Below are 13016 nucleotides of genomic sequence, written 5' to 3' on the forward strand. Positions count from 1 at the left end.
AATATATCTATCCCTCCTATATTGGATATCACTTAATACAATCTCTAAGCCATACTAAAAAATTCCTTTAAAGTAATGACCTCGTGTCACTGGTATATCTTCATTTTTTGGTGGAACTGGTGATGTCCCTTGTAAAATACCTACATAAGCCTGTATAGTTTCTTGTAGCCAAGTTTTTGACTGTTGACGACCATCAATACGCAATATAGCAATATTTCGTTTTACTAAATCAGGTATATAGGCACGCATATCAAGCATGCGACTATTCATAATGTGCATGCGACAATACGGATCTGTCCGCAATGGAAATTGTTCGCCTAAACGATCTTTTAACGCATATGAATCCTTTAAACAAGGTGCTGGACAGCCTTCTTTTTTACCAATTCCAGCAAAACTACTGATTACACAATATTCTGAAATCATTAATTCTGTCAAGCCATGGACTACACATTCAACAGGAACTGTTGTCTGTTTTATAATACGGCTAATCTGTTTCAGCGTCGCCTCTTGTGAAAGCACTACACTTCGCAAACCAAGCTGAGCCATTTGCTGGACTGCTTCTGTATTAAAAAGTTGTAAACTGCTATCCCCTTCAATAGGCCCCGTATAGCCCAACTCTTGTAACCATTCTAAAACGCCTAAGAAATGAATGCTAATCGCATCTGGCTTAGCCTCTATCATGGCCTGTAAAGTTGGCATATAACTAGCTACTTCACTATCACGCACAACACGTGGCGTTACTAATACACACGGTACCTGATGTGCCTTACAAAGAGCCACCACCCGTGCATATACGCCTAAATCATACGGAGTCCGTTGTAATCGATCACCACCAAACACAATCTTCTGTGCGCCAGCCTGTAAGGCGGTTTCAATTTGCCATTCTTCATCAAGTTGCACTGCTACTAGCGGCTTCACACTCTTAGTGCTCGGTAAATTAGTAGCTACCTCTGCTTGTGTCATAACAGTGTAACTTGGTCGATTGTGAAACTCTTGCTGAATAGCCGATTCTACACGCTGTAAAGTGGTAGTCATTTCTGTTTCATGCTGTGCTAACAACAATTCTTCTAATTGAGCAATCCCATCACGGCGCATCTGATTTAACACACTACTCGGCCACATAAAAGGTTCCTCTGGTATATACACAGAGGCCAAACTAAATACAGTTGTACCTAAACGCCCCAATTGTTCTGTTACTTTTTCACGACTCGTTGGCACTTTTTTTGCTCGTTGCACTACATAATCAGCACTAACTGTTACTGTTTTACCATCCTCTAAGAGAAGTGTCAACTGTGGTGCCTCGCCTTCCACACCATCTAAGTAAGCATGAACTTCATATTTCCGTCCAAAATCTTGTAAATTTTGCCACACCGTCTTTTTAGGCCCTTCACCACTTGGACCAATGCGTTTACCACGATTACCTGGCGCTACAGCCGTAATCATCTCACGACTCGATCGATTTTCCAAATACGCTGTTGAAAAACCGCGATTAAAGCCTTCTTTTAAACGAGCTTGCTCTTTCTTCGTTGATTGCCCCGCTCGATCAATAATCGTTCGATAAGAGCCAATGACTTCTCGCACATAAGACGCCTTTTTCATACGCCCTTCTACTTTAAAAGAAGCCACACCTGCGGCCATGAGCTCACTCATGTGTTCACTATAATTCAAATCCTTAGGACTCATAATATACGCTTCATCAGCGCCATTAACAGCTTGTCCCTTACCATCCAATAACTCGTAAGGCAAACGACATGGTTGAGCGCAAGCGCCCCGATTGCCACTACGCCCACCAATGAAACTACTCATCAAACATTGACCAGAATAACACACACACAGCGCGCCATGAACAAAAACTTCTATTTCAGCCTTTGCTTCCTTACAAATATGCTCAATCTCCGCCAAACTCATTTCACGAGCCAATACAACACGAGTAAAACCCATGCGCTCTAAGAAACGGACTGTTCCCAAATTAGTAGCCGTCAATTGCGTACTAGCATGTAAATGAAGCTTAGGTGCTACTTTTTTAGCTAATTCAGCTACGGCTAAATCTTGCACAATAATCGCATCCACATGAATCCGTTCTAATTCTTGTAAATAGGTTTTTAAATCAGATAACTCTGTATCTCCAACTAAAATATTAACGGTTACAAATACAGACACATTTAACAAATGAGCTAATCGTACCGCCTCTTCTAATTCTTCTATATCAAAATTAGCTGCATTAGCTCTAGCATTAAATACTTTGCCACCTAAATAAATAGCATCCGCGCCAGCTTCTAAAGCAGCTAAAAAATTTTCCGACGTACCTGCCGGTGCTAATAATTCCATAAACCCTCCTTAAGGGTAATTACACTATATATACAATAGAATTATATCACATCCAATACTTTCAACAAAAAATAAACCTAACGCTAAAGTATTCACATACTTCCTACGTTAGGTTTATCATTTTACTATCCCTAGCTACATTTTAATATAACTTGTTATAGCTTATCGTAATTTACAACCAATTTCATCCAATGCTGCAATAATTTCGTCAATATTTGGTTGAATGTCTTCATCCGTCAAGGTTCCTTCATTACTGCGGAAGGATAAATTGTACGCTAAGCTACGATGTCCCGCTTCAATATGTTCCCCTTCATACACGTCAAAAATGAACGCCCGTTCCAAATGTTCACCACCGTGTTGATAAATAAGGCGAATAATGTCTTGAGAGGTAATTTCTTTTGGTGCCACAATAGCAAGGTCACGACTGGTACCAGGGAATTTACTAATTTCTTTATACTGTAACTGCCCCTGTGGTAGGTTAAGAACAGCGCTTACATCAATATCAAAAATATACGCCTTACCAGGTAAATCATAAGCTTTCATAACTTGTGGATGCAACTCCCCAAAGGTAGCAATCACTGTACCACCCACAACATATTGCGCACTTACACCAGGGTGTAAATAAGGTTCTGTAGAACGTTCAATAGTTGCTTCAAAACGGCTATCCGCCAACATCCGTTCAAGCACCCCTTTTACATCATAGAAATCAGTATCACGTTGTGCCTCTTCCCATTGCACTTCATTAGTTTTACCCATCATGAGGCCCGTTACCCGATAATTTTCAGTTGGTAATTCTGTAATTGGCAAGCTCTTAGGTTGATATACAGCGCCACTTTCAAAAATCCAAAGATCATGATTTTTCTGAGCAATATTACGAGCCGCTACATCCAAAATGCTTGGAATTAATGTGGTACGCATAACAGGAAAATCCTCGGTAATTGGATTCATAATTGGCACAGCTTGATAGCGACTATCCGTTTCAGGAAGCATTAATTTTTTCAAACTATCAGGATGCATGAAACTAAACGTGATGACTTCACTAAGACCACGATCAACTAGACTATTACGAATGGCTTTAAATAACAATTTCTTTTCACTCATAGTGCCACTGTTAAGGTTGGCCCAAGGTGTACGATTAGGAATGTTATCATAGCCATAAATACGAGCTACTTCTTCAGCAATATCAGGCATAACCGTTACATCACCGCGCCAAGATGGCACGCCTGCGGTTACTACACCATTAGCTTCTTCCCAAGTAAAAGACAATGTGGTTAAAATTTCTTTCATACGGCTAGCTTCAATGTGAGTACCAAGATATGCATTAATTGCATCAACCGTAAAAGAAACTGTACCTGTAGTTGCCGGTACAGGGTAGACATCCACTACGCCTTTAGCAAGTACTACTTCACTATCTAATTCTTGCAATAATTGAGCTGCACGATCTAATGCAACTGGTGTATATTCTGCATTAATCCCACGTTCAAAGCGACCAGACGCTTCGCTACGCATACCAAGAGCACGAGCCGTACGACGAATGGATGCCCCTTTAAATACAGCGGCCTCTAAAATGATAGATGTGGTTTGATCTGTAACTTCACTATCTAAACCACCCATCACACCAGCTACTCCCACAGGGCCATTAACATCTGCAATCACAAGCATGCCTTCTGTTAATTCTCTATCAGTGCCATCAAGGGTCGTAATCGTTTCACCAGCCTTAGCAGGTCGAGCTGTCAACTGATGACCTACCACCTTATCATAGTCATACGCATGCATTGGTTGGCCCAATTCCAACATAACATAATTAGTCACGTCCACCACATTGTTAATTGGTCGAATACCACCATTGCGTAAACGATTCTGTAGCCACAAAGGTGATGGGCCCACTTTTACATTAGTCACTAGACGAGCCATGAAACGCTGACAAAGTTCGCTGTCCTCAATTTGAATATCTACACAGCCTTCAATCGTATTGCCCTTTTCCTCAACGGTTACAGTAGGTTCTGTATTTTGTTGATTAGTGAGTACTGCAAATTCACGGCTAAGCCCTACCATAGAGAAACAATCGGCTCGATTTGGGGTCAACTCAAACTCATATACCGTATCATTAAGCATTAAAGCATCGCGAATATCCATACCAATAGGCGTGCCTTCCGGTAAAATATAAATACCTTCTGCTTCACCAGGAATTACCATGTCTTTTGGCACCCCTAATTCAGCTACAGAGCAAAACATCCCTTCCGAAGCTTCCCCACGAAGTTTGCCTTTTTTAATCTCTGTCCCATCAGCTAAACGGGATTTATGATACGCTACAGGTACGATTTGACCCACAGCTACATTCGTAGCGGCCGTAACGATTTGCTTAGTAATTTCTTCGCCTGTTTTATCGTCAATACAAGCCACTTGGCACACTTGCAATTTATCAGCATCAGGATGTTTTGTAATTTCTACAATTTTACCTGTATAAATCTTTTTCAACCCAGGATCCATATTGATAACATCTTCTACAGGAATCCCTGCTTGCGTTAATACATCGGCTAGTTCCTGAGCCGGTTTCGTTGTGTCTACAGGAACATAGTCCTTCATCCATGTTAAACTAGCTTTCATTGTCTTACCTCCTAGAACTGCTTCAAGAAACGCATATCATTTTCATAGAATAAACGTAAATCACCAATGCCGTATAGTAGCATAGCAATACGTTCCACACCCATACCGAAGGCAAAACCTTGCACTTCATTAGGGTCATAGCCATTCATCTCTAATACGCGTGGATGTACCATACCACAGCCTAAGATTTCAAGCCAGCCAGTATGCGAGCATACACGGCACCCTTCGCCACCGCACATGCAACAAGAAATATCGACTTCTGCACTTGGTTCTGTAAATGGGAAGAAGCTTGTGCGGAAACGCACTTTAGTCTCTTCGCCAAACATGTGACGCAAGAAAATTTCTAAAGTACCTTTTAAATCAGCAAACGTAATCCCCTTATCAACTACAAGCCCTTCTACTTGATGGAACACAGGAGAATGTGTCGCATCATAATCCCAACGATATACTTTACCTGGTGCAATCATACGCACAGGACTGTTTGGTTCTTGACTTTGTAGCGTACGTGCCTGCACTGGCGATGTGTGCGTACGCAATAATACGGAATTCGTAATATAGAATGAATCTTGCATATCACGAGCTGGATGATCAGCTGGTAAATTTAAGCATTCAAAATTAAAGTGATCACTTTCAATTTCAGGTCCTTCAGCTACCGTATACCCCATCTTCATAAAGAATTGTTCAATTTGATCATTTACAGCAGTTAATGGATGCACGTGACCTTTACGCGTCACACGACCAGGCAAAGTAATGTCAACTTTTTCAGCTTTTAATTTAGCGTCCATAACTTTAGCTTCTAAGCTAGCTTGCACATCACTAATCAAGCCTTCTAATTCTCCACGCACTGTATTTACAAGTGCCCCCATACGTGGGCGTTCTTCTGGAGATAATTTACCGAGCCCTTTTAATAATGCCGTTACTTCCCCTTTTTTACCTAAATACTTAACGCGCGCCTCTTGTAAAGCGTTTAACGCATCAGCACTTTTAATACGCGCTTCTGCTTCCGCTTTTAAGGCTTTTAACAATTCTTCCATTTGTTACGACCTCCTACACAATAAAAAAACCTTCACCCCCAGCAAGGGGCGAAGGTATATATTCGCGGTACCACCCTAATTAGTACTCTAAAACCTTAACGCGGTCACACGATGAATCTACTGTTAGTTCAATCCATGGCTCCAAAAGGAAATGCTCTCCACAAGCTATTTATGAAACTCCCACCAATGCTTCACTCTCTGAAAAATACTCATGTGGCGCCAATTTTGTCATTGCCATATTGTCTTAATTAATCTAAGCCTAAGTATACCAAGTCTTACGGCTTCTGTCAAAGGCAATTCTGATACCTGGTACAACCTTTTAACGTTTCTACCTGCTTCAAATAAAATAGCAAACACCTTATAAACGCCAAGGTAAATCAGGTAATTCAAAGCCATCAATCACATAAAATGTACCTGTACTCATATAGACCAACTCACCCATATCATTATAAATTCGGCCTGTAGTTACCATCGTATGGTTCCCATTGTGTTCTACATTCGCCACAGCCCGCAAACGTTGACCAGCTTTTACGCCTTTAACAAAATTGCCCTTCATTTCCAAAGTTACGACACGTTTACCTAAGGTAAAACAAGCTACACCCATAACCGTATCAGCAAAACTCATATACACGCCACCATGAATATTACCAATAAAGTTGCCGTGCTTGACAGCATCACTAAAAAAAGTCATTTCTAAATGCCCTGGATCACCACCAGTAACGCGCACATATTGTGACCAGTCAAAAGTATGGTCATGACACATATGATCAAAAAAATCAACTAATGTGCGCATTTCCTGTTTCTTACTCATAGAAATATCCTTTCCTCTATTATGTATTAGCCAACTAATCTTCAAAAAATAAGCGTAGCCACAAATTGCAACTACGCTTATGCGATTACCTAGTATTAACCAAAACTAAAATTATAAACAATCACGTTAGTTAAACTATATAATCATTATACCTATTCATAGTGTAACGCGTCAATTGGATTCAACTTAGCTGCTTTACGTGCTGGATATAACCCAAAGACAAGACCAATGGCCATGGAGAAACCAAAGGATAATAAAATAGGCCCCATAGATACAACCGTTTGCATACCAGTTAAGGCACTAATTAACTGCGAGGAACCAATGCCCACTACAATCCCAATAGCACCACCAACTAAACTAATGACAACGGCTTCAATAAGGAACTGCATAACAATAACGCGGTATGTAGCGCCTAAGGCCTTACGAACCCCAATTTCACGAGTACGTTCAGTAACAGACACGAGCATGATATTCATAATCCCAATACCACCGACTAATAAAGAAATAGCCGCCACAGAACCTAAGAATAGAGTCATCGTTGCTGTAGTCTGTTCCACTGTTTCCATAACAGTCGCCATATTCCGTACATTAAAATCATCTAACTCTGGATTTTTAACATTATGGCGAACTCGTAAAATATTTTCCACATCCGATTGTAATCGATCAAGGTCAGCCCCATCTTTTGCTTTAATATAAATCATCCGCAAATAGTCAACCCCTTGTAAACGTTCCATGCCGGTAGTATACGGAATATATATAACATCATCTTGGTCATTACCAAAACTGCCTGAGCCTTTAGAGTCTAAGACACCGATAACTTTATAGGGGTTATTTTTAATACGAATATCTTTACCAACAGGATCTTCGCTCCCAAATAGATTAGTCGCTACGGTATTACCAATAACTGCCACTCTTTCGCGACGATCAACTTGAGATGCGGTAATGAAACGACCCGATTTAACAGTCCAGTTATTAATATACTGAAAATCAGAATTAACACCAGTTACCGAAGTTGTCCAGTTCTTATTCGTATAAATCACAATATAAGAAGAACCTGATGATACAGGCGACGCCATATCAATATCACTTAAATGTGAAATGGTAGTAAAATCTTCCATCTTAATTGTTTTCTGCGAATCTGCTGTAGGTCGCACACCTGGTGTTCGAGGTGCACCGGGATATACCATAAGTAAATTACTACCTAAACTAGAAATAGAATCTTGAATTTGGCTGCGCACCCCGTACCCAATTGAAACGAGCGCAATAACTGCCGCTACCCCAATAATAATCCCTAACATCGTTAATAAAGAACGCATCTTATTGGCGACTAAGGAGGCCCAGGCCATGAGAAACCCTTCTTTATACATGGGCAGCACCTCCTTTACGCGTTAAGCCTGCCATATTAGGATTGACTGTATCTTCCACAATATTACCATCGCGAAGTACAATATTACGGCTAGCATACGTTGCTATATCAGGTTCATGGGTAACGAGAATAATCGTACGCCCCTCTTTATATAGATTCGTAAAAATATCCATAACATCTACACTAGACTTAGAATCTAAATTTCCTGTCGGTTCATCCGCCATAATAATTGATGGATCATTAGCTAACGCACGTGCAATCGCAACACGCTGTCGTTGCCCCCCAGATAATTCAGCGGGCAAATGATCAAGCCGTTCACCCAAACCAAGCGCTGATAAAAGTTCAGCCGCCCTTGCATTTCGCTCTTTCTTGGCTACACCAGCATATACCATAGGCAATGCTACATTATCTTGTGCTGTTAATTTGGGTAATAAGTTAAAACTTTGAAATACAAAACCAATCCGCTTATTGCGAACAAATGCCAATTCGTCATCGCTCAAAGTAGCAACTTCTTCACCATCGAGTCTATAAGAACCAGACGTCGGTCTATCTAAACAACCTAAAATATTCATAAAAGTGGATTTACCAGACCCAGAAGGCCCCATAATCGACGTAAATTCGCCCTCATAAATATTAAGATCGATGCCATGTAATACGGGAACAACTAGCTTACCATTAACATATGTTTTTGTAATGCCTTCTAATGAAATGACTGCTTCTTTCATCTATATCCCTCCTAGAACATATGGCCGCCAGTGCTTGCCTTTTTAGTTGAAGAGGAACCTACATCACCACTAACTACAATTTCATCACCTTCGTCAAGGCCTTTAGTAATTTCAATCGTCGTTTCACCCGTAATGCCCGTTGTCACACTCGTACGCTCTGGTTTACCATTACGAATTACATATACATATTCGCCTACTTTATCTGTACGAACAGCTGCCAATGGTACAACTAATACATTGCTTCTTTCATCCCCATAAATCGTAGCACGTGCCGTCATTGTAGGAAAGAAGTTACTAGCATCTGTTTCAGAAATGGCCACTTTAACAGTGTAATACACAACACTACTAGAAGTAGTCCCCATGTTACCTTTAGTCCCTAGTGCTATATCACTCACATACCCTGTAAAGGTTTTACCCGGATGAGCATCCACAGTAAAGTCTACACGAGCCCCTCTTTTCACACTACCAATATCCGTTTCATCTACTGTCAAATAAATCTCAAGATCACTTAAATCTGCTACTGTAGCAATAATCATCTGCGTTGAAATACCAGTGCTGATAGTCTGACCAGCTTTTAACGGTGTACCAATAACTGTACCATCCATAGGAGATGTAATCGTAGTATCTGATAAATTAGCGATGGCACGATCATACGCAGCTTGTGCTTTCTGATAATTCATCAACGCCGTATCATACGATTGTTGTGCAATTGCACCTTGATTTACAAGTGTACGATATCGTTCTAAATCTGCAGAAGTATTCTCTAAAGTAGCTCTTGCATCATCGGCAGTCGCTTGTAATTGACGAGCATCAATAGTGGCAATCACTTGACCTTGTGTTACATGGTCATTCTCTTTAACTGAAACACTTTCCAACGTACCAGCAACGTTAGTCGAAATGTCTACATAATTCTTAGGATTGATTGTACCAGTAGAGGTAATCACTGAAGAAATATTACCTCGCTCTACTTTGCCTGTAGTATAAGAGGTTACTTCACTACTATCTTTTGACTTAAACCAATAAAAACCGCCTAGAACTATTACAATGACTGCAATAAGTATCCCCCAAAACTTTCGTGTCCGCCACATCTCATAAACTCCTTCACTTCTAAAAATAAAATTAATTCTCAATATCTAGCTTAATATATATCACTTAATGCACAATTTTTCGTGTACACAATAAAACCTAGAATAATAAATATATATTAACGGATAATCCTATAAGCTAAGTAAAGCCCTCCTCAAGCTAAAATGAAGAAGGCTATACCTCTATGTAGTCCTACAGCAATTATAGGTTTTATCTATGAGGTCTTCATGAATCAATATTGATTATATTTTCAAATTAGACAAATAAGTTATGTCTAAAACTAACAAGTTATATCATCTTACTTATCGAGCTAATACAGCAATAAGTTCATATTCTTCATCACTAATTGGATATCGGCGTTGCAATGCGTCTTCATAAGGAATTGCTTCTATACAAGCACCAGTAAGACCAATTAAACAATTATACGTCCCCGCTTTTAACGCATCAATCGCTCGTTCACTCATCAAAGCAGCCATACTCGCATCACGCGCCGTTGGTGAACCCCCTCGCTGCAAATACCCCAACACAGTTACACTTGGTGAAATTTGTAAGGTTTTATTGATATACGCATACACTTCAAAACTATGATAAGCCCCTTCTGCGACCATAATAATACTATTTGTTTTACCAGCTGCATGAGAATCTCGCAAATGTTGGCATACTGTATCTAAATCCATCGGCTTTTCAGGAATCAATACCAATTCAGCACCACAAGCAAGCCCCGCACGCACCGCCAAATGGCCTGCATGACGCCCCATAACTTCAACAATCGCCACTCGATCATGAGCCGTTGTTGTATCACGAATCTTACTAACCGCATCAACAACCGTATTAAGTGCCGTATCAAAACCAATCGTATATTCTGTACCGCACATATCATTATCAATTGTTCCAGGAATGGTAATCGTAGGAATCCCTTGCTTAGACAAGGCCATCGCCCCTGCCATAGAGCCATCACCACCAATAACCACTAGCGCATCAATTTCATGTGTCCGCAATATTTGGGCCGCTTTTTCTTGTTCTGATACTTCAGCAAATTCTACACATCGGGCTGTTTTTAACATCGTGCCCCCTTTATTGACGATCCCCCCTACATCACGTCGGTCAAGGCGCTGAAAATCCCCCTTTAACAGACCTTCATACCCACGACTAATACCATATACTTCATAGCCTTCATAAATACCTTTACGCACTAACGCACGAACCGCAGCATTCATGCCTGGCGCATCACCGCCGCTCGTCAGTATTGCTATTTTTTTCATGTTGCTTTACCCCCGTATAAGGGCGCCGTTTCTTAAACATTACACCCTCCCGTGTCAATATGTCATGAATAATTTCAATTAAATTTTCTGTACGTCCATACGTTGTATCAATGACACAATCGCACTTCTTATATACAGGCTTCCAACGCTGCATCATAGTCTCCACAAAACCAGCTACATCCGAATAATCCATAGTCGGCCGTTTACCAATCCGTCGGTTTACTCGTTTAACAATACGATATTCTGCAGCTCGAATGCCAATAATATACGCATATCGTTGTAAATAACGCACCGTACGCACATCTAAAGGGAAATTACCACCTACCGAAATAACTGATTCATGATACATGCACACTTTTTTTAATATTTCTCGCTCCGCATGGCGGAACATTTTTTCGCCTAATTTCTCATAAATATCAGCAATAGGTAAATTATAACGACGTTCTAATAACCGATCAGTATCCACAAATTGCCAACCCTTCGCTTCTGCTAGATTGCGTCCTAAGTGACTTTTGCCGCTCCCCATAGTGCCAATTAATATTATATTTCGCTTCATCACGTAATCCCGCCTAATTTTTATTCTCATAGTCCCCTATGATATTACTTTGACTCTATTCTACTACATTATTTTTTAAAATACAAAATAAAGTCACTTTGTATCAAGTACAACGAAGTCTTATTTCGGAGATTTTGGTTACTGAAATTATCAATAGTATTCGATAACTATAAAAAAACCGCCTACATACGTAAGCGGTCATTTTTATTATCAACCCTTAATAGAGAATAAAATATGTAATTGACCATTGTCTTTTTTCAGCTGCTGTGGCTCAATCACAAACTTTGGATAGGCTTCAGATAATTCTTCTGTAAAAGTAAAATAATCTTGTAACGTTCCACTTACTTCTACATTCAACTGTGAACCCTGTTTTGTCTCTTCCTCTTCCATAGCTACAATTGTTAACGCTTTGCCACTAATCATTTGCATAAGCCGATCTTTTAAATGACTTTCTTTTAAAGTGTTGCTATCCATTGACATAATTAATTCATATGAAGGACTTGCAACTACAACAGACTCTCCTTCATTTTGCAACTGTTGCTGCGCTTGTTTGGCTAATAATCCATCCTTCTCAGTATGTAACCACAAAGCTACACCAGCACCTAATACAGTAATAATACAATAGCTACTTATTAATCTTATTATCAGTTTTCTTGGAAGCGTCACTCTTGCCATAGCGTCCCGAAAGCTGAAATGTATGTACTTTACGAGTTGCATCAATTCCCTGCTTTTCATTAATTGTAACTCCCTTTAACACACTCTTTAACTTTTGACTATACGCCAATGCAACTTCTGGTGTTGTACTCATCCCAGTAATTGTAAATCCTGTTTCAGTAAAGATAATCGTATCTAACACCAAATGCGAATTAGCGCAATCTACCATATGTACTAACATACTATTGACCACGGTATGACTTGTATCCTTAGTCATTAAAATTTTAAGCTGGTCTGTATAACGTGCTACTGCTTCATGATTAGACTGTCCAACTTCAACTAATTCTTGGATAGTTCGTTCCATTTCATAATTATCTACATACCAATACGCTGCTAACCCCCAACAAGTAATTGGCACTAATAGTAATACCAACATCCCACTGATTACCCAACATGTATGTAATTTACATACATATTCTAAGCGCATGGACCAAGTCATAAAATTCATTATAATTGTTAACACCTTTCCTATTACATCAAGATTTCCATACAATTCTCGCACTCCACCATAATCAGAATAATGTATT

General features: G+C 39.9%; 11 protein-coding genes. All 11 read right to left on the reverse strand.

All coding sequences use genetic code 11. From position 1 onward, the window contains the following. Positions 1-54: 54 nt before the first annotated feature. The 11 genes from DYE54_RS03370 to DYE54_RS03420 all read right to left on the reverse strand — a co-directional run bounded on the left by DYE54_RS03370 (position 55) and on the right by DYE54_RS03420 (position 12937). The gene (locus DYE54_RS03370; protein ID WP_115309913.1) at positions 55-2328 is read right to left on the reverse strand and encodes a U32 family peptidase; all 2274 of its coding nucleotides are present in this window, start codon (positions 2326-2328) and stop codon (positions 55-57) included. A 162-nt stretch (positions 2329-2490) separates the two neighbouring features. After that, entirely contained in the window at positions 2491-4935 is a 2445-nt protein-coding gene (gene pheT / locus DYE54_RS03375; protein ID WP_115309914.1) for a phenylalanine--tRNA ligase subunit beta, read from the reverse strand. An 11-nt stretch (positions 4936-4946) separates the two neighbouring features. Further along, positions 4947-5969, reverse strand: a complete 1023-nt coding sequence (pheS, locus tag DYE54_RS03380) for a phenylalanine--tRNA ligase subunit alpha (RefSeq protein ID WP_115309915.1) — start codon at positions 5967-5969, stop codon at positions 4947-4949. Between the two features lie 358 nt (positions 5970-6327). After that, positions 6328-6780, reverse strand: coding sequence for a PaaI family thioesterase (locus DYE54_RS03385; protein WP_115309916.1), 453 nt, complete (start codon positions 6778-6780; stop codon positions 6328-6330). 152 nt (positions 6781-6932) lie between these two features. Next, the gene (locus DYE54_RS03390; RefSeq protein WP_115309917.1) at positions 6933-8147 is read right to left on the reverse strand and encodes an ABC transporter permease; all 1215 of its coding nucleotides are present in this window, start codon (positions 8145-8147) and stop codon (positions 6933-6935) included. Further along, complete coding sequence (locus DYE54_RS03395; protein ID WP_115309918.1) at positions 8140-8871, reverse strand: ABC transporter ATP-binding protein; 732 nt, start codon at positions 8869-8871, stop codon at positions 8140-8142. Before DYE54_RS03395 ends, DYE54_RS03390 begins: the two co-directional genes overlap by 8 nt. A gap of 11 nt (positions 8872-8882) precedes the next feature. Continuing rightward, positions 8883-9959 carry an efflux RND transporter periplasmic adaptor subunit gene (locus tag DYE54_RS03400; protein WP_115309919.1) on the reverse strand — a complete coding sequence of 359 codons (1077 nt, stop codon included), beginning with the start codon at positions 9957-9959 and terminating at the stop codon, positions 8883-8885. Positions 9960-10259: 300 nt separating this feature from the next. After that, positions 10260-11219 carry a 6-phosphofructokinase gene (gene pfkA, locus DYE54_RS03405; RefSeq protein WP_115309920.1) on the reverse strand — a complete coding sequence of 320 codons (960 nt, stop codon included), beginning with the start codon at positions 11217-11219 and terminating at the stop codon, positions 10260-10262. Beyond that, positions 11185-11775, reverse strand: coding sequence for a shikimate kinase (locus DYE54_RS03410; RefSeq protein ID WP_115309921.1), 591 nt, complete (start codon positions 11773-11775; stop codon positions 11185-11187). The genes pfkA and DYE54_RS03410 overlap by 35 nt, the downstream gene beginning before the upstream one ends. Before the next feature lie 210 nt (positions 11776-11985). Then, the gene (locus DYE54_RS03415) at positions 11986-12441 is read right to left on the reverse strand and encodes a hypothetical protein (RefSeq protein WP_147285257.1); all 456 of its coding nucleotides are present in this window, start codon (positions 12439-12441) and stop codon (positions 11986-11988) included. Further along, entirely contained in the window at positions 12401-12937 is a 537-nt protein-coding gene (locus DYE54_RS03420; RefSeq protein WP_115309923.1) for a hypothetical protein, read from the reverse strand. Before DYE54_RS03420 ends, DYE54_RS03415 begins: the two co-directional genes overlap by 41 nt. Positions 12938-13016: the final 79 nt, after the last annotated feature.

Source organism: Veillonella criceti (genome assembly GCF_900460315.1).
Lineage (GTDB): Bacteria > Bacillota > Negativicutes > Veillonellales > Veillonellaceae > Veillonella_A > Veillonella_A criceti.

Coding starts and splice junctions, on each gene's coding strand:
- DYE54_RS03420 (WP_115309923.1), bottom strand. CDS start 12,937: ATGAATTTTATGACTTGGTCCATGCGCTTAGAATATGTATGTAAATTA.
- DYE54_RS03385 (WP_115309916.1), bottom strand. CDS start 6,780: ATGAGTAAGAAACAGGAAATGCGCACATTAGTTGATTTTTTTGATCAT.
- DYE54_RS03400 (WP_115309919.1), bottom strand. CDS start 9,959: ATGTGGCGGACACGAAAGTTTTGGGGGATACTTATTGCAGTCATTGTA.
- DYE54_RS03390 (WP_115309917.1), bottom strand. CDS start 8,147: ATGTATAAAGAAGGGTTTCTCATGGCCTGGGCCTCCTTAGTCGCCAAT.
- DYE54_RS03395 (WP_115309918.1), bottom strand. CDS start 8,871: ATGAAAGAAGCAGTCATTTCATTAGAAGGCATTACAAAAACATATGTT.
- pheT (WP_115309914.1), bottom strand. CDS start 4,935: ATGAAAGCTAGTTTAACATGGATGAAGGACTATGTTCCTGTAGACACA.
- pfkA (WP_115309920.1), bottom strand. CDS start 11,219: ATGAAAAAAATAGCAATACTGACGAGCGGCGGTGATGCGCCAGGCATG.
- pheS (WP_115309915.1), bottom strand. CDS start 5,969: ATGGAAGAATTGTTAAAAGCCTTAAAAGCGGAAGCAGAAGCGCGTATT.
- DYE54_RS03410 (WP_115309921.1), bottom strand. CDS start 11,775: ATGAAGCGAAATATAATATTAATTGGCACTATGGGGAGCGGCAAAAGT.
- DYE54_RS03370 (WP_115309913.1), bottom strand. CDS start 2,328: ATGGAATTATTAGCACCGGCAGGTACGTCGGAAAATTTTTTAGCTGCT.